Origin of the sequence: Streptomyces sp. L-9-10 (assembly GCF_004151105.1) — a bacterium.
GTDB lineage: Bacteria > Actinomycetota > Actinomycetes > Streptomycetales > Streptomycetaceae > Streptomyces.
In genome coordinates, this window is the sequence record NZ_PHRF01000011.1 from 1 (window position 1) to 17289 (window position 17289).

The window sequence follows — 17289 nt, forward strand, 5'->3', positions numbered from 1 at the left end:
GCTGGCCAGGGAGACCAAGCGGATCCGCCTCGGCACGCTGATGACGGCCGGTACGTTCCGGCTGCCGGGTGTGCTGGCCATCCAGGTCGCGCAGGTGGACCAGATGTCCGGCGGCCGGGTCGAGCTGGGCCTGGGCGCGGGCTGGTTCGAGGAGGAGCACAAGGCGTACGGGATTCCGTTCCCCAAGGAGAAGTTCGCCCGGCTGGAGGAGCAGCTGGCGATCGTGACCGGTCTCTGGGCCACGGAGACCGGCCGGACCTTCTCCTACGACGGCACGCACTACCAGCTGACCGACTCGCCCGCGCTGCCCAAGCCCGCGCAGAGCAAGGTACCGATCCTGATCGGCGGCCACGGCGCGAAGCGCACACCGCGGCTGACCGCCCAGTACGCGGACGAGTTCAACCTCCCGTTCGCCTCCATCGAGGACACCGAGCGGCAGTTCGCCCGGGTACGGGCCGCCGCCGAGGCCGTGGGCCGCGACGCGGACGATCTTGTCTACTCGAACGCGCTGATCGTGTGCGTCGGCAAGGACGACGCGGAGGTGGCCCGCCGGGCCGCTTCCCTCGGACGGGAGGTGGGGGAGCTGAAGGTGAACGGGCTCGCGGGCTCGCCCGACGAGGTGGTCGACAAGATCGGCCGTTATGGCGCCGTCGGCTCGTCGCGGATCTATCTCCAGGTGATGGATCTGGACGATCTGGACCATCTGGAGCTGATCTCCTCACAGGTCCAGTCGCAGCTGAGCTAGCAGAGCCGACCGGGCCGGCCGATGCCGGGCCGGCCGATGCCGGGCCGGGCCAGGCCGGGCCAGGCCGACCGGGGGCCGGGGGCTCGTCCCCGTCGTACCGCGTACTGGAGAGACCGTGAAACCCATCCGCACACTCGCCGCCGCCCTCGGCGGAGGGACCGTCGTTCTCGACGGCGGTCTCTCCAACCAGCTCGCCGCGCAGGGCTGCGATCTGTCCGACGACCTCTGGTCGGCGCGGCTCCTCGCCGACAGCCCGGAGCAGATCGAGGCGGCCCACGCGGCGTATGTGCGGGCGGGCGCGCGGGTGCTGATCACCTCCAGCTATCAGGCGACGTACGAGGGTTTCGCGCGGCGCGGGGTCACGCGCGACACCGCGGGCGCGCTGCTGGTCCGCAGTGTGGAGCTGGCACGCCGGGCGGGCGCGGCGGGACCGGACGAGGTGTGGGTGGCGGCCTCGGTCGGCCCGTACGGCGCGATGCTCGCCGACGGCAGTGAGTACCGGGGCCGGTACGGACTGTCGGTGCGGAAGCTGGAGCGGTTCCACCGGCCGAGGATCGAGACCCTCGCCTCGGCCGGTCCGGATGTGCTCGCGCTGGAGACCGTCCCGGACACCGACGAGGCGGAGGCGCTGCTGCGGGCCGCCGCCGGCTGCGGGGTGCCGGTCTGGCTCTCGTATTCGATCGAGGGTGGGCGCACCCGGGCGGGACAGCCGCTCGCCGACGCCTTCGCCCTGGCGGCCCGTGACGATCAGGTGATCGCCGTGGGGATCAACTGCTGCGCGCCGGGGGACGCCGACCGCGCGGTCGAGCTGGCCGCCTCGGTGACGGGCAAGCCGGTCGTCGTCTATCCCAACAGCGGGGAGGGCTGGGACGCGAGGACGCGGAGCTGGCGCGGGGACGCCACCTTCGATCCGTCCCGGGTGCGGTCCTGGCAGGAGGCGGGGGCGCGGCTGGTCGGCGGCTGCTGCCGGGTCGGGCCGGAGCGGATCGCGGAGCTGAGCGCGCTGACCGGGCGTTGAGCGGACTCCGACGACGCGCTGCCGTCGGCCTCGGCGGGCGCGGAGCCGGCGGAGCCATCGGGAAAACCCCTGGTCGTGGTGGATCCGGCGGACAATACTCGTACGGGTGTTCCTGACGATCAGTACGACCGGCACCCCGGAGCGTCCCGCGACCGACCTCGGATTCCTGCTGCACAAGCATCCCGACCGGGCGCAGACGTTCTCCACGTCGCATGGCACCGCCCATGTGCTCTATCCCGAGGCGTCCACCGAACGCTGCACGGCGGCCATGCTGCTGGAGATCGATCCGGTGGCGCTGGTGCGACGGGGCAAGGGGAAGGGCCGGGGCGGCGCCCCCGACGCGGCCCTCGCGCAATATGTCAACGACCGCCCCTACGCCGCGTCCTCGCTGCTCGCGGTCGCGCTGAGCACCGTCTTCAAGAGCGCCCTGCGCGGCGTCTGCACCGCGCTCCCCGAGCGGGCCGCGAACCCGCTGCCGCTGCGGATCGAGATCCCGGCGGTGCCCGCGCGCGGCGGCGCCGAGCTGGTACGGGCGCTCTTCGGACCGCTGGGCTGGGCCTCGGTACGGGCCGAGCCGGTGCCGCTGGACGAGCGCTTCCCGCAGTGGGGCGACTCGCGTTATGTGCAGCTCGTGCTGGAGGGCGAGCTGCGGCTCGCCGACGCGCTGCGCCAGCTCTACATCCTGCTGCCGGTGCTCGATGACGCGAAGCACTACTGGGTCGCGCCCGACGAGGTGGACAAGCTGCTGCGGGCGGGCGAGGGCTGGCTGGCCGAGCACCCCGAGCAGCAGCTGATCACCAGCCGCTATCTGGCCCGCCGCTGGGGGCTGACCCGGCAGGCCATGGCCCGTCTTGAACTGGTCAGGCTCGCCGAGGCCGATGACATCGACGTCGAGGCGATCGACAACGCGGTGGAGGAGATCCCCGTCGAGGACGCCGACGGTGCCGAGGGCGGGGGAGTCACCGAGGACGGAGGAGACACCGAGACCCGGGACGCCACCGGGGCCGGGGACGCCACCGGGGCCGCGCCGTCGAAGGAGGCCTCGCTCGCCTCCCGGCGCCGTGAGGCGATCCTGACCGCGCTGCGCGACGCGGGCGCCGCTTCGGTGCTCGACCTGGGCTGTGGCCAGGGCCAGTTGGTACAGGCGCTGCTCAAGGACGTGCGCTTCCGGCACATCGTCGGCGTGGACGTGTCCGTACGGGCGCTCACCATCGCCGCGCGCCGGCTCAAGCTGGACCGGATGAGCGAGCGCCAGGCCGAGCGCGTCACGCTCACGCAGGGCTCGCTCACGTACACCGACAAGCGGCTGAAGGGGTACGACGCCGCCGTGCTGAGCGAGGTCATCGAGCATCTCGATCCGCCCCGGCTGCCCGCCCTGGAGTACGCGGTCTTCGGCTCGGCCCGCCCCGGGACCGTCGTCGTGACCACACCGAACGTCGAGTACAACGTGCGCTGGGAGACGCTTCCCGCCGGACACGTACGCCACGGCGACCACCGCTTCGAGTGGACCCGCGCGGAGTTCCGCGACTGGGCCGGGGAGGTGGGGCGCCGCCATGGATACGACGTGACGTACCGGCCGGTCGGACCCGACGACCCCGAGGTGGGCCCGCCCACGCAGATGGCGGTGTTCACCGTCACCGGCCCGCGCACCACGCAGGCCACGCCAGCCAGGCGGAAGGAGGAGAAGGCCGCATGACCAGCACCACCGCTCCCGTCACCACCGACGCCGCACGGCGTCCCCTGCCGGTGCCCGATCTCTCCCTCGTGGTGCTGATCGGCGCCACCGGCTCCGGCAAGTCCACCTTCGCCCGGAGCCGGTTCAAGCCCACCGAGGTCGTCTCCTCCGACTTCTGCCGCGGTCTGGTCGCGGACGACGAGAACGACCAGAGCGCCACCGCCGACGCCTTCGACGTACTCCACTACATCGTCGGGAAGCGGCTCGCGGCCGGCCGGCTCACCGTCGTGGACGCCACCAACGTCCAGCCGGAGAGCCGCAAGCGGCTGGTGCGGCTCGCCCGCGAGCACGACGTACTGCCCGTCGCGATCGTCCTCGACCTACCCGAGGAGGTGTGTGCCGCGCGCAACGCGGCCCGCCCCGACCGGGCCGGAATGCCGCGCCATGTGATCAAGCGGCACCGCGGCGAACTGCGCCGCTCGCTGCGCGGTCTGGAGCGCGAGGGCTTCCGCAAGGTGCATGTCCTGCGCGGCGAGCGCGAAGTGGAGAGCGCCGAGATCGTTCTCGAACGCCGCTACAACGACCTCGCCCATCTCACCGGCCCCTTCGACATCATCGGAGACATCCACGGCTGCCGCTCCGAGCTGGAGACCCTGCTCGGCAAGCTCGGCTACGAGGACGGCGCGCATCCCGAGGGCCGCACGGCGGTCTTCGTCGGGGACCTCGTCGACCGCGGCCCCGACAGCCCCGGCGTGCTGCGCCGGGTGATGGGCATGGTCGCGGCGGGCAACGCCCTGTGTGTGCCGGGCAACCACGAGAACAAGCTCGGCCGCTGGCTGAAGGGAAAGACGGTCCAGCACACCCACGGACTCGCCGAGACCGTCGAGCAGCTGGAGCGGGAGGACGACGCGTTCCGCACCCAGGTGCGGGAGTTCATCGACGGCCTGGTCAGCCACTACGTCCTGGACGGCGGCAAGCTGGTCGTCTGCCACGCAGGGCTGCCCGAGAAGTACCACGGGCGCACCTCGGGCCGGGTCCGTTCCCATGCGCTGTATGGCGACACCACAGGGGAGACGGACGAGTTCGGCCTGCCCGTGCGCTACCCCTGGGCCGAGGAGTACCGGGGCCGGGCCGCGGTGGTGTACGGCCACACACCCGTACCGAACACCTCATGGATCAACAACACCCTCTGCCTGGACACCGGAGCGGTCTTCGGCGGCCGGATGACCGCACTGCGCTGGCCCGAGCGCGAGATCGTCGACGTACCGGCCGAGCGGGTCTGGTACGAGCCGGCGAGACCGCTGGTCACGGAGGCGCCCGGCGGCAGAGAGGGCCGTCCGCTGGACCTCGCCGATGTGCGGGGCAAGCGGATCGTGGAGACCCGCCACATGGCGCGCCTCGCGGTACGTGAGGAGAACGCGGCGGCGGCCCTGGAGGTGATGAGCCGGTTCGCGGTCGACCCGCGGCTGCTCGCCTACCTCCCGCCCACCATGGCGCCCACCGCCACCTCGGAGCGGGACGGCTACCTGGAGCACCCGGCCGAGGCGTTCGCGCAGTACCGCGCTGACGGCGTCGGACAGGTCGTGTGCGAGGAGAAGCACATGGGGTCGCGCGCGGTGGCACTGGTCTGCCGTGACGCGGCGGCGGCGCGCGAACGCTTCGGCGTGGCCGGGCCGACCGGCGCGCTGCACACCCGTACCGGCAGGCCCTTCTTCGACGACGAGGCCGTCACCGAGGAGATCCTCGACCGGTTGCGCACCGCCGTCACCGCCGCCGGGCTGTGGCGGGAACTCGACACCGAGTGGGTGCTGCTGGACGCCGAGCTGATGCCCTGGTCGCTGAAGGCCACCGGCCTGCTGCGTACCCAGTACGCCGCGGTGGGCGCCGCCGCCGGGGCGGCCTTCCCCGCCGTCACGCGGGCGCTCGAAGCCGCCGCGTCCCGGGGCGTCGAGGTCGGAGGACTGCTGGCCGCGCAGCGCGGACGCGCGACGGACGCCGCCGCGTTCACCGAGGCATACCGGCGCTACTGCTGGCCGACGGAGGGACTGGAGGGCGTGCGCCTGGCACCGTTCCAGCTGCTCGCCGTCCAGGGCCACAGCCTCGCTGGAGTCCCGCACGACCAGCAGCTGGCCTGGCTGGACCGGCTGGTCGAGCACGACCCGACCGGTCTGCTCCAGGTCACCCGGCGGCTCATCGTGGACACCGGCGACGCGGAATCGGTGCGCGGCGGTGTCGACTGGTGGCTGGAGATGACGGACCGGGGCGGCGAGGGCATGGTCGTCAAGCCGCTCCAGGCGCTCGCACGGGACGGGAAGAACCGGCTGGTGCAGCCGGGAGTGAAGGTACGGGGCCGGGAGTATCTGCGGATCATCTACGGGCCCGAGTACACCCGCCCGGACAACCTTCAGCGGCTGCGCAACCGCTTCCTCGGCCACAAGCGTTCGCTGGCGCTGCGGGAGTACGCCCTCGGCCTGGAGGCCCTGGACCGGCTGGCGGACGGCGAACCGCTGTGGCGGGTCCATGAGGCGGTCTTCGCGGTTCTGGCCCTGGAGTCGGAACCGGTCGACCCCCGGCTCTGACCCTGGAGCGGGTCCTGTCTCCCCGGGCAGGACCCGCTTCCCGGGGCAGGACCTCGACCGTTCGCCGCGTGAACCGCGCTCCACCCGGTGAGGATGGGAGACATGGGATTCCATGTCGACTCCGAGACCGGGCGGCTGCGCCGCGTCATACTGCACCGCCCGGATCTGGAGCTCAAACGCCTCACGCCCGGCAACAAGGACACACTGCTCTTCGACGATGTGCTCTGGGTACGCCGCGCCCAGGAGGAGCACGACGCGTTCGCCGCGCTCCTGCGCGACCGGGGCGTCCAGGTGCATCTCTTCGGCGATCTGCTGAGGGAGTCCCTGGACCTCCCGGCGGCCCGGCGGCTCGTCCTGGACCGGGTCTTCGACGAGAAGGAGTACGGCCCGCTCGCCACCGGCCATCTCCGGGCGGTCTTCGACGGACTGCCCACGGACCGGCTGGTCGAGGCGCTGGTCGGCGGGATGACCAAGCGGGAGTACCTGGAGCAGCACGCGGAGCCGGTGTCCGTCCGCTTCCACGCGATGGAGCTGGACGACTTCCTGCTCGACCCGCTGCCGAACCATCTCTTCACCAGGGACACCTCGGCCTGGATCTATGACGGCGTGAGCATCAACGCGATGCGCTGGCCCGCCCGGCAGCGCGAGACCGTGCACTTCGAGGCGATCTACAAACACCACCCCCTGTTCACCGGGTCCGCCGCCGGGGCCTTCCACCACTGGTCGGAGGGGCAGGACGACTACCCGTCCACCATCGAGGGCGGTGATGTCCTGGTCATCGGCAAGGGGGCCGTGCTGATCGGGATGAGTGAGCGCACCACCCCGCAGGCGGTCGAGATGCTGGCGCGCGGGCTCTTCGCGGCCGGCTCCGCCACCACGATCGTCGCGCTCGACATGCCCAAGCGGCGGGCGTTCATGCACCTCGACACCGTGATGACGATGGTCGACGGCGATACCTTCACGCAGTACGCGGGCCTCGGCATGCTCCGCTCGTACACCATCGAACCGGGCGGCGACGGCCGGGAGCTGAAGGTCACCGACCATCCGCCGGAGCATATGCACCGTGCCATCGCGGCGGCTCTGGGCCTGGCGGACATCCGCGTGCTGACCGCCACCCAGGACGTGCACTCGGCGGCGCGCGAGCAGTGGGACGACGGCTGCAATGTGCTCGCGGTCGAGCCCGGGGTCGTCGTCGCCTACGAGCGCAACGTCACCACCAACACGCATTTGCGGAAACAGGGCATCGAGGTGATCGAGATCCCGGGCAGCGAGCTGGGCCGGGGCCGGGGCGGGCCGCGCTGTATGAGCTGCCCGGTGGAACGTGACGCCGTGTAGGCGTGGGAGCAGGTCCGGGCGGGCGCGGTGTGCGGGCAGGTGGGCTGTATAGCGATGCAGACTGTATAGCGATGCAGGTTGTCGTATATAGTTCCAGTGTCCGGTATCCTCCCCCTCTTCGCGACTCGCGCCCCAGGAGCAGCCATCATGGCGATACACCTCGAAGGCCGCCACTTCCTCAAGGAGCTGGACTTCACGGCCGGGGAGTTCCGCGGCCTGATCGATCTGGCCGCGGAACTCAAGGCGGCGAAGAAGGCGGGCACCGAGGTCCAGCGGCTGCGCGGCAGGAACATCGCCCTGATCTTCGAGAAGGCCTCCACCCGCACCCGCTGCGCCTTCGAGGTGGCGGCGGCGGACCAGGGTGCCTCCACGACCTATATCGACCCGGCCGGCTCGCACATCGGGAAGAAGGAGTCGGCCAAGGACACCGCCCGGGTGCTCGGGCGGATGTTCGACGGTATCGAGTTCCGCGGGGACGCCCAGGCGACCGTCGAGGAACTGGCCGCGTACGCCGGTGTCCCCGTCTTCAACGGCCTCACCGACGCGTGGCACCCCACCCAGATGCTGGCCGATGTGCTGACGATGACCGAGCACACCGAGAAGCCGCTGACGGAGATCGCCTTCGCCTACCTCGGGGACGCCCGCTTCAACATGGGCAACTCGTATCTGGTCACCGGAGCCCTGCTCGGCATGGACGTACGGATCGTCGCGCCGCGCGCCTACTGGCCGTCGGACGACATCCTCGCCCTGGCCCGCGAGGCCGCCGCGAGCAGCGGGGCCCGGCTCACCCTCACCGAGGAGATCGTCGAGGGCGTGGCGGGCGCGGACTTCGTGGGCACCGATGTCTGGGTGTCGATGGGGGAGGCCAAGGAGGTCTGGGACGAGCGGATCGAGGCGCTCGGCCCGTACACCGTGACGATGGACGTGCTGCGCGCGACGGGCAACCCCGACGTGAGGTTCCTGCACTGCCTTCCGGCGTTCCACGACCTGGGCACGGCGGTGGGCCGGGAGATCCATGAGCGGCACGGGCTGACGGAGCTGGAAGTCACCGACGAGGTCTTCGAGTCGAAGCACTCGGTCGTCTTCGACGAGGCCGAGAACCGGATGCACACCATCAAGGCCGTGCTGGTGGCGACGCTGTCCGGGAGCGACGCCGCCCTGTAGCGGGGCCGGTGGAGCGGCCGGGCCCCGGGGCGCGGCTCAGACCGCCGGAAGCGTGAACCAGACCGCCTTGCCCTGATCCGTGGTGCGGTGGCCGCAGGCCGAGCTGAGCGTACTGATCAGCAGGAGCCCGCGGCCGCCCTCCTGCCACGGGTCCGGCATCGTCCCGGGGTGCGAGAGATTGCCCGGCGGGGCCGGGTCGCAGTCGTGCACCTCGACCTGGCAGCCGGTCGGCAGCAGCGCCACGACCAGCTCGATCGGCTCGCTCCCCAGGGTGTGCTGGATGGCGTTGGCGACGAGTTCCGCCGTGAGCAGCTCCGCCGTGTCGCTGTGGGTCGGCTCCTCCAGATGTGCCAGGGCGTCACGGACGAGGGCGCGCGCGATCGGCACGGCTTCGACACTGTGGGGCAACGTGACTCTCCAGGGGGAGTCTGCGGCTTCTGGCATGGCGGACGGTCCGATCAAGGCACAAGTACGGCCGGGGGGTGCGGGGGTAATTGCTATCACGTTCAACCATACGGAGCGTGAGCGGGTTAACAAGAGGCGCCCGCCCGCCGGGCACGGGACCAATGGCCCTTGTCCACCGGGACCTTCCGTGGCTTACAGGCGGTATCTCGCGGCATTGTCACGGAAGGGACGCGGGCGCATCGCGAGCCCGTCACGGGCGTATCGCGTACTTGTGACGACGGTCAGATTCAGGTGATACTTCTTCGTGGCGCCGGACGTCGCCGAAGCTCGACGACGTCCGCCGAGGCTCGCCGAGGTTCGCTCAGGTTCGACTGAGGTTCGCCGAAGGAGGCCGCACTCCATGAGCCCGTTCACCGGCTCCGCGTCCCGCACCGACGAGTGGCGCCATCTGCGACTGACCCGGGACCGCGACGCCGGCGTCGCGACCGTCACCCTCGCCCGCCCCGCGAAACTCAACGCGCTCACCTTCGGCGCCTACGCCGATCTGCGCGATCTGCTCGCCGAGCTGTCCCGGGAACGCGCCGTACGCGCCCTCGTGCTCGCGGGCGAGGGCCGCGGCTTCTGCTCCGGCGGCGATGTCGACGAGATCATCGGCGCCACCCTCGCCCTGGACACGGCCCGGCTCCTCGACTTCAACCGGATGACCGGCCAGGTGGTCCGGGCGATCCGGGAGTGCCCCTTCCCGGTGATCGCCGCCGTGCACGGAGTCGCCGCCGGCGCCGGCGCCGTCCTCGCGCTCGCCGCGGACTTCCGGATCGCCGACCCCTCCGCGCGCTTCGCCTTCCTCTTCACCCGGGTCGGCCTCTCCGGGGGCGACATGGGCGCGGCCTATCTGCTGCCCCGCGTGGTCGGGCTCGGGCACGCCACCCGGCTGCTGATGCTCGGCGAGCCGGTGACCGCCGCCGAGGCCGAACGTATCGGGCTGATCAGCGAACTCACCGGCGACGGCCTGGCCGACACGCGCGCCGCCGCGCTGGCCCGCCGGCTCGCGGAAGGCCCGGCGCTCGCGTACGCGCAGACCAAGGCCCTGCTCACCGCCGAGCTCGACATGCCCCTCGCCGCCGCCGTGGAACTGGACGCCGCCACCCAGGCGTTGCTGATGAACGGCGCCGACTACCGCGAGTTCCACGCCGCCTTCACCGAGAAGCGGCCCCCGAAGTGGCAGGGCCGCTGATGGCCCGCGTCCCGCGCGTCGCCGTCATCGGCGGCGGACCCGGCGGGCTCTACGCCGCCGCCCTGCTCAAGCGGCTCGACCCGGCCCGCGAGATCACCGTCTGGGAACGCAACGCGGCCGACGACACCTTCGGCTTCGGTGTCGTGCTCTCCGACGAGACACTCGGCGGTATCGAGCACGCGGATCCCGTCGTCCACCGGGCGCTCCAGGCCGAGTTCGTACGCTGGGACACCATCGACATCGTGCACCGCGGCCGTACGCTCACCTCCGGCGGCCACGGCTTCGCGGCGCTCGGCCGGCGCCGGCTGCTGGAGATCCTGCACGAGCGCTGCGCGTCCCTCGGCGTACGGCTGCGGTTCCGTACCGAGGCCCCGCCCGCCGCCGCACTCGCCACCGCGTACGACCTGGTGATCGCCGCGGACGGGGTCCACAGCCTCACCCGCGGGACACACGCCGGGGTCTTCGCCCCGACGATCACCACCCACCGCTGCCGCTACGTCTGGCTCGCCGCCGACTTCGCCCTCGACGCGTTCCGCTTCGAGATCGCCGAGACCGAGCACGGCGTGATGCAGCTCCATGGCTACCCCTACGCGAACGGCGCCGCCGGCGCGCGGAGCACGGTCATCGTCGAGATGCGCGAAGAGGTCTGGCGGGCGGCCGGATTCGGGGACCTCGACGAGCGGCAGTCGGCCGACCGCTGCGCCAAGATCTTCGCCGACGCGCTCGGCGGACGTCCGCTGCGCGCCAACGCCTCGTCGTGGAGCGCGTTCCGCACCGTGGTCAACGAGCGCTGGAGCCACGGCAACACGGTCCTGATCGGCGACGCGGCCCACACCGCCCACTTCTCCATCGGCTCCGGCACCAAGCTCGCCGTCGAGGACGCCCTCGCGCTCGCCGCCTGTATCGAGGAGCGCCCGGAGCTGCCGGACGCGCTCGCGGCGTACGAGAGCGAGCGCCGCCCGGTCGTCGAGTCCACCCAGCGTGCCGCCGCCGCCAGCCTGCGCTGGTTCGAGGAACTGGCCGCCTACACGGACCAGCCGCCCCGCCAGTTCGCCTTCGGGCTGCTCACCCGGAGCCGCCGGGTCACCCACGACAACCTGCGGCTGCGCGACCCCCGCTTCACCCGGGCGGTGGAGCGGGACTTCGGCTGCCCGCCCGGCACCCCGCCGATGTTCACGCCCTTCCGGCTGCGCGGGCTGACCCTGCGCAACCGCGTCGTCGTCTCGCCGATGGACATGTACTCCGCCGTGGACGGCGTCCCCGGCGACTTCCATCTCGTCCACCTCGGGGCCCGCGCCCTGGGCGGCGCGGGACTCGTCATGACCGAGATGGTGTGTGTCGGCCCGGAGGGGCGCATCACCCCGGGCTGCGCCGGGCTCTACAACCGCGAACAGGGCGACGGCTGGCGCCGTGTCACCGATTTCGTGCACACGCGGTCACCGGGCACGGCCATCGGCGTCCAGCTCGGGCACGCGGGGCGCAAGGGCGCCACCCGCGTGATGTGGGAAGGCATGGACGAGCCGCTGCCCGTGGGCGGCTGGCCGCTCGTCGCCGCCTCACCGCTGCCGTACCGCCCCGGTGTCAGCGAGGTCCCGCACCAGCTCGACCGCCGTCAGCTCGACACGATCCGCGAACAGTTCACGGCCGCCGCCCGTCGGGCCCAGCGCAGCGGCTTCGATCTGCTCGAACTGCACTGCGCCCACGGCTACCTGCTCTCCGGCTTCCTCTCCCCGCTGACCAACCGGCGTACCGACGCCTACGGCGGCTCGCTCACCGCCCGGCTGCGCTTCCCGCTCGAAGTCTTCGACGCCGTCCGCGCGGACTGGCCCGACGACCGGCCCATGACGGTCCGGATCTCCGCCACCGACTGGGCGCCCGGCGGTACCACCCCCGAGGACGCCGTCGAGATCGCCCGTGCCTTCGTCGCGCACGGCGCCGACGCGATCGATGTCTCCACCGGCCAGGTCGTCGCCGACGAACGGCCCGAGTTCGGCCGCTCGTACCAGACCCCGTTCGCCGATCTGATCCGCAACACCCTGTCCGTGCCGGTCATCGCCGTGGGGGCCATCTCCTCCTGGGACGATGTCAACTCCCTGCTGCTCGCGGGCCGTACCGACCTGTGCGCGCTGGCCCGGCCCCATCTCCACGATCCGCAGTGGACGCTGCACGCCGCCGGGGCCCAGGGGTACGAGGGCCCGGCCGCGCCCTGGCCGCCGCCGTACCGCGCGGGCAGCCGCACACCCCCGGCCGGCCGCACCGACGATCCGAAGCCGCGTCTCACTCTTCGGTGAACGGCCGTTTCACGAACGCCAGACCCGTGTCCCGCAGCCGGTGGTGCAGGCGGGTGAAGACCTCCGCGGACCGCGCCCCCGGCCAGTTCTCCGGGAGCAGCCCGGCGGGCAGACCGGGGTCGGCGTACGGCAGATGCCGCCAGGAGTCCAGGGCCAGCAGATAGTCGCGGTACGCGTCCTCCGCGGGGCCGACGCCCGCGCCTCCGTCCGCGCTTCCGCCCGCGCTTCCGTCCGCGCTTCCGCCCGCGCTTCCGTCCGCGCCGGAGCGCGAGCCCGGGATCCGGTCCTCCCAGGCGTGCAGCACCGGCTCGTGCGCGTCGAGGAACTCCTCGTGCTGGGTGGCGATCGCGTCGAGATCCCACCAGCGGGCCACGGCGTCGGCCGTCGCCTCGAAGCCGAGGTGCTGCCCGCTGAACAGATCGACATACGAGTCGAGCCGCAGCCGCCGCAGCGTGTGCCGGGTCTCCTCGTAGAGCCGGCCCGGCGCGATCCAGACGCCGGGCGCCGCCGTTCCGAAACCGAGCCGGGTCAGCCGCGAGCGCAGCAGATGGCGCTTGTGGCGCTCGGACTCCGGGACGGTGAAGACGGCGAGGACCCAGCCGTCGGACAGCTCGGGCGCGGGCCGCGCGTAGATCCTGCGGTCCCCGTCGTCGAGCAGCTGGCGCGCCTCGGCCGACAGCGCGTATCCGGCCGTGCCCCGCGCCGTACGCTCGGGAACCAGCAGGCCACGGCGTTTGAGCCGGGAGACCGAGGAGCGTACGGACGGCGCGTCCACCCCGAGGGCGCCCAGCAGGCGGATCAGCTCCGCCACGGCGAGGGGGGTGTCGTCCGGTGTGCGCCCGTACGCGCCGTACAGGGTGACGATCAGGGATCGGGGGGTGTGCTGCTCGGCCACCTGATCACTTTAGAGCCTCTCGGAGAGGTCCCCGGCTCCGTCGGGGGCGGGTCCCGGGCCCGGAACCCGCAGCCGGAAGCGCTGGAGTTTGCCGGTGGGGGTACGGGGCAGCGCGTCCAGGAAGACCACCGCGCGCGGGCACTTGTACGGCACGAGCCGGGCCCGGACGAACTCCCGCAGCGCCGCCGCCGTCGCCTCGCCGCGCTCCACGCCGTCCCGCACCACGACATACGCCGCCACGACCTGGCCGCGCAGCTCGTCGGGCAGGCCCACCACCGCCGCCTCGACCACATCGGGATGGGCCAGCAGCGCGTCCTCGACCTGCGGGCCGGCGATGTTGTACCCGGCCGAGATGATCATGTCGTCCGCGCGGGCCACATAGCGGAAGTAGCCCTCGGGGTCCCGTACATAGGTGTCGCCGGTCAGATTCCAGCCGCCCCGGACATACTCCCGCTGGCGTGGATCCGCCAGATACCGGCAGCCCACCGGGCCGCGGACGGCCAGCAGCCCCGGTTCCCCGTCGGGCACCGGCGCGCCCGACCGGTCCACGACGCGCGCCTGCCACCCCGGCACCGGCACCCCGGTGGTGCCCGGCCGGATCTCCTCGTCCGCCGCGGAGATGAAGATATGGAGCAGCTCGGTCGCCCCGATGCCGTTGATGACCCGCAGCCCGGTGCGCTCCCGCCAGGCCTGCCAGGTGGCGGCCGGCAGATTCTCGCCCGCCGAGACACAACGGCGCAGGGAGGAGATGTCGTACGGGCGCGCGGCCAGCTCGTCCAGCATCAGGCGATAGGCGGTCGGCGCGGTGAACAGGACGGACACCCGATGGCGGGCGACCGCCGCCAACAGCTGGGCGGGCCGGGCCTGTTCGAGCAGCAGCGCGCAGGCCCCGGCGCGCATCGGGAAGATCACCAGACCGCCGAGACCGAAGGTGAACCCGAGCGGCGGGCTGCCCGCGAAGAGATCGTCGGGCCCGGGGCGCAGCACCTGTCGCGAGAAGGTGTCGGCAATGGCGAGAACGTCACGGTGGAAGTGCATGCACCCCTTGGGCCGGCCCGTGGTCCCCGACGTGAAGGCGATCAGCGCCACATCGTCCGCCGCCGTCTCCACGGCCGTGTATCGCGTCGGCTTGCCGTCCGTCAGCCGCAGCAGATCGTCCGGTGTGTCCGCTCCATAGGTCGTGATCCGCAGCCCCGGTATCTCCGCGCGGACCAGCTCGTCCACCGATCTGATGTCGCACAGGGCATGGCCGATCCGCGCCATCTCGCCCATGGTGGCCAGCTCCGCGGCCCGCTGCTGGGCCAGCACGGTGACGGCCACCGCGCCCGCCTTCAGCACCGCCAGCCAGCAGGCCGCCAGCCAGGGCGTGGTCGGTCCGCGCAACAGCACCCGGTTTCCCGGCACCACGCCCAGATCGGTGGTGAGGACATGGGCGATCCGGTCGACGCGCCCGCGTAACTCGCCGTACGTCCAGACCTCGCCGCCGGGTCCGCGGAAGGCGGGCCGGTCCGCGCCGAAGCGTTCGACCGTACGGTCCAGCAGCTCGGCCGCGCAGTTCAGCCGGTCGGGCCGGTCGGGCCGGCCCGGACTGCCGGGGGAGCAGGGACCGCCGGGGAAGTCCGGCGCGTACGGGAGGGGAAGGAGCAGGGGCCACTGGTCCGCGGGCGGCAGATGGTCGCGCGCGAAGGTGTCCCGGTGGGCCGACGGTGTCAGCTCCATGGTGCGCCCCCTTGCGGTGGTGGGGTCGTCCATCGAGGTGCTGGAGTGGGTCGGTGCTGGGGTGGGCTCGCCCATCGAGCGTATCGTGAAGATGACGACAGTCAACGGTCCGCGATAGACGCGCTGGAAGTGGGGGCCCGGATGCCCGTATTCTCGCTCGATCCGGTACAGACCGACTGGTGCGCGCGGCTGCGCACCCTCGCCGTGGAACGGCTGCGCCCGATCGCCGACCAGGGCGAACCCGGCGCGGTGAACCGTCCGTTGATCGCCGCCCTCGGTGAACTCGGCCTGCTGGAGCGGCTGTTCGGAGCCGGGGCGCTGGAACTGTGCCTGCTGCGCGAATCCCTCGCCCAGGGCTGTACGGAGGCCGAGACCGCGCTCGCGCTCCAGGGCCTCGGCGCGTACCCGCTCGTCCTCGCGGGGAGCGGCGGGCAGCGCGCACGGTGGCTGCCCGAGGTGCGCGCGGGGCGGGCCGTGGCGGCCTTCGCGCTCAGCGAGCCGGGCGCCGGATCCGATGCCGCCGCGCTCGCCCTGCGGGCCGTCCCGGACGGCGACGGCTGGCTGCTGACCGGCGAGAAACGCTGGATCTCGAACGCCCCCGACGCCGACTTCTACACCGTCTTCGCCCGCACGGACGCCGGGGACGGGAGCGGTGGGGGCACCGGGGCCCGCGGGGTCACGGCCTTCCTCGTCCCCGCCGACCGTCCCGGGCTCACCGGCACCCCGATCGAGATGCTCTCGCCGCATCCCATCGGCGCCCTCGCCTTCGACTCGGTACCCGTGACCGGCGACGATGTCCTCGGCGAGGTGGACCACGGCTTCCGGGTGGCCATGACCACCCTCAACCTGTTCCGTCCCAGCGTCGGTGCCTTCGCCGTCGGCATGGCCCAGGCCGCGCTGGACGCGGCCCTGGAACACACCGCGGAACGCAGGGCGTTCGGCGGCCCGCTCAGCCGACTCCAGTCGGTGGCACACCAGATCGCGGAGATGGCGACCCGTACCGAGGCGGCGCGGCTGCTGGTGTACGCGGCGGCCACGGCGTACGACACGGGCGCCCCCGACGTGCCGCGGCGCTCGGCCATGGCGAAGCTGTTCGCCACCGAGACCGCGCAGTATGTCGTCGACGCCGCCGTCCAGTTGCACGGCGCCCGCGCCCTCCAGCGCGGCCATCCGCTGGAGCATCTCTACCGCGAGGTCCGGGCGCCGCGGATCTACGAGGGCGCCACGGAGGTCCAGCGCACCATCATCGCCAAGGAGCTGTACGGCTCCTCGCGCGGAGAACGGGAGGGGGTCCGATGAGCCTGGAGCGCCTCAACCCCGCCGGGCTCTCGCCCGCCACCGGCTTCTCGCACGCCGTCACCGCCACCGGTGGGCGGCTGGTCCTGCTGGCCGGACAGACCGCGCTCGACGAGGCGGGCGCCGTCGTGGGGGACACCCTGCCCGCCCAGTTCGGGACCGCGCTCGGCAATCTCCTCACCGCCCTCGCGGCGGCGGGCGGCGACCCGGCGGATCTCGCGCGGGTGACCGTGTACGCGACCGATGTCGCGGACTACCGGGCCCACGCGGCCGAACTCGGCCTGATCTGGCGCCGGCTGGCCGGGCGTGACTATCCCGCGATGGCGGTGATCGGGGTCGTACGGCTCTGGGACGAACAGGCGCTGGTCGAGTTGGACGGTATCGCCGTACTGCCCTGACCGGCGGGGCCGTCGGCGCGTGCCGCCCGCCACGCGGAGGCACTCCGGCCGATCGTCGTGAGCCCCGAGAGGGGGCTGTCCGCGGGATACCGGCTCCCCACGAACAGCCCCCTCGGGTCACTCACCCCTCGGCTCACTCACCCGTCAGGTCACCGGCCCGTCAGGTCGGGATCGGCTTGGTCCGCGTGCAGTTCTTCCACTCCACCCAGGGCCGGGCGCCGCCGCTCTGCGGGCCGGTGGCGTAGGTCGGGTCGCCGGTGATGGTCTGGTTCTTCTCCTCGTGGGTGATGTCGATGCCGAAGAGTTTGAAGCCGAGGCTGACCTGTCCGGCGGAGATGCCGAAGCCGATGCCGAGTGAGGCGTTCCACCAGTCGGTGTTGGCGTTGTAGTCGAGCCGGGTCAGCTTGCCCTTGTCGTGGAGCAGGCGTTCGATGGGGCCCGCGTCGTCGTCGAGTGCTTCGGCGGCGTCGGAGGGGGTGGGCAGGGGGTTGCTGGCGGGGGCGTCGCCGCGTCCGCGCAGCCAGTCCTCGACGGC

The 17289-nt window shown here is 72.4% G+C and carries 14 protein-coding genes; 10 read left to right on the plus strand and 4 right to left on the minus strand.

Translation table 11 applies throughout. The annotated features are described in order from the left end of the window. The 6 genes from CU044_RS02615 to argF form a co-directional block, all read left to right on the plus strand. The coding region (locus CU044_RS02615; RefSeq protein ID WP_129766797.1) for a TIGR03560 family F420-dependent LLM class oxidoreductase at positions 1-745 on the plus strand (745 nt) is incomplete at its 5' end. 115 nt (positions 746-860) lie between these two features. Beyond that, complete coding sequence (gene mmuM, locus CU044_RS02620) at positions 861-1763, plus strand: homocysteine S-methyltransferase (protein WP_129766798.1); 903 nt, start codon at positions 861-863, stop codon at positions 1761-1763. Between the two features lie 106 nt (positions 1764-1869). Continuing rightward, entirely contained in the window at positions 1870-3459 is a 1590-nt protein-coding gene (locus CU044_RS02625) for a 3' terminal RNA ribose 2'-O-methyltransferase Hen1 (protein WP_129766799.1), read from the plus strand. Next, positions 3456-6017: a polynucleotide kinase-phosphatase gene (locus CU044_RS02630; RefSeq protein ID WP_129766800.1), complete on the plus strand. Its 2562-nt coding sequence runs from the start codon at positions 3456-3458 to the stop codon at positions 6015-6017. Before CU044_RS02625 ends, CU044_RS02630 begins: the two co-directional genes overlap by 4 nt. A 102-nt stretch (positions 6018-6119) precedes the next feature. Then, a complete protein-coding gene (locus CU044_RS02635) occupies positions 6120-7352 on the plus strand; it encodes an arginine deiminase (RefSeq protein ID WP_129766801.1) in 1233 nt (410 codons plus the stop codon). A 147-nt stretch (positions 7353-7499) separates the two neighbouring features. Continuing rightward, a complete protein-coding gene (argF, locus tag CU044_RS02640) occupies positions 7500-8516 on the plus strand; it encodes an ornithine carbamoyltransferase (protein ID WP_129766802.1) in 1017 nt (338 codons plus the stop codon). Between the two features lie 36 nt (positions 8517-8552). On the opposite strand, the gene CU044_RS02645 is transcribed toward argF, so the two are convergent. Continuing rightward, entirely contained in the window at positions 8553-8960 is a 408-nt protein-coding gene (locus CU044_RS02645) for an ATP-binding protein (protein ID WP_129766803.1), read from the minus strand. 361 nt (positions 8961-9321) lie between these two features. Between CU044_RS02645 and CU044_RS02650 the strand changes: the two genes are divergently transcribed. After that, a complete protein-coding gene (locus tag CU044_RS02650; RefSeq protein WP_129766804.1) occupies positions 9322-10155 on the plus strand; it encodes an enoyl-CoA hydratase family protein in 834 nt (277 codons plus the stop codon). Further along, positions 10155-12446: a bifunctional salicylyl-CoA 5-hydroxylase/oxidoreductase gene (locus CU044_RS02655; protein WP_129766808.1), complete on the plus strand. Its 2292-nt coding sequence runs from the start codon at positions 10155-10157 to the stop codon at positions 12444-12446. The genes CU044_RS02650 and CU044_RS02655 overlap by 1 nt, the downstream gene beginning before the upstream one ends. Here the strand turns inward: CU044_RS02655 and CU044_RS02660 are convergent. Beyond that, entirely contained in the window at positions 12433-13341 is a 909-nt protein-coding gene (locus CU044_RS02660) for a PaaX family transcriptional regulator C-terminal domain-containing protein (protein ID WP_129766805.1), read from the minus strand. The genes CU044_RS02655 and CU044_RS02660 overlap by 14 nt on opposite strands. A gap of 9 nt (positions 13342-13350) precedes the next feature. Beyond that, positions 13351-15060 (minus strand): AMP-binding protein, encoded by a 1710-nt coding sequence (locus tag CU044_RS02665; RefSeq protein WP_129766809.1) that lies wholly within the window; start codon positions 15058-15060, stop codon positions 13351-13353. A gap of 141 nt (positions 15061-15201) precedes the next feature. On the opposite strand from CU044_RS02665, the gene CU044_RS02670 reads away from it, so the two are divergent. After that, positions 15202-16359 (plus strand): acyl-CoA dehydrogenase family protein, encoded by a 1158-nt coding sequence (locus CU044_RS02670; protein ID WP_129766806.1) that lies wholly within the window; start codon positions 15202-15204, stop codon positions 16357-16359. Further along, complete coding sequence (locus tag CU044_RS02675) at positions 16356-16754, plus strand: RidA family protein (RefSeq protein ID WP_129766807.1); 399 nt, start codon at positions 16356-16358, stop codon at positions 16752-16754. Before CU044_RS02670 ends, CU044_RS02675 begins: the two co-directional genes overlap by 4 nt. A gap of 160 nt (positions 16755-16914) precedes the next feature. On the opposite strand, the gene CU044_RS38295 is transcribed toward CU044_RS02675, so the two are convergent. After that, on the minus strand, positions 16915-17289 hold a 375-nt coding region (locus CU044_RS38295; protein WP_165371760.1), incomplete at its 5' end, for a hypothetical protein.

What these genes read in the sequence shown, in the direction of transcription:
- CU044_RS02630 (WP_129766800.1), top strand. Translation starts at nt 3,456, where the DNA reads ATGACCAGCACCACCGCTCCCGTCACCACCGACGCCGCACGGCGTCCC.
- CU044_RS02635 (WP_129766801.1), top strand. Translation starts at nt 6,120, where the DNA reads ATGGGATTCCATGTCGACTCCGAGACCGGGCGGCTGCGCCGCGTCATA.
- argF (WP_129766802.1), top strand. Translation starts at nt 7,500, where the DNA reads ATGGCGATACACCTCGAAGGCCGCCACTTCCTCAAGGAGCTGGACTTC.
- CU044_RS02645 (WP_129766803.1), bottom strand. Translation starts at nt 8,960, where the DNA reads ATGCCAGAAGCCGCAGACTCCCCCTGGAGAGTCACGTTGCCCCACAGT.
- CU044_RS02650 (WP_129766804.1), top strand. Translation starts at nt 9,322, where the DNA reads ATGAGCCCGTTCACCGGCTCCGCGTCCCGCACCGACGAGTGGCGCCAT.
- CU044_RS02655 (WP_129766808.1), top strand. Translation starts at nt 10,155, where the DNA reads ATGGCCCGCGTCCCGCGCGTCGCCGTCATCGGCGGCGGACCCGGCGGG.
- CU044_RS02665 (WP_129766809.1), bottom strand. Translation starts at nt 15,060, where the DNA reads ATGGAGCTGACACCGTCGGCCCACCGGGACACCTTCGCGCGCGACCAT.
- CU044_RS02670 (WP_129766806.1), top strand. Translation starts at nt 15,202, where the DNA reads ATGCCCGTATTCTCGCTCGATCCGGTACAGACCGACTGGTGCGCGCGG.
- CU044_RS02675 (WP_129766807.1), top strand. Translation starts at nt 16,356, where the DNA reads ATGAGCCTGGAGCGCCTCAACCCCGCCGGGCTCTCGCCCGCCACCGGC.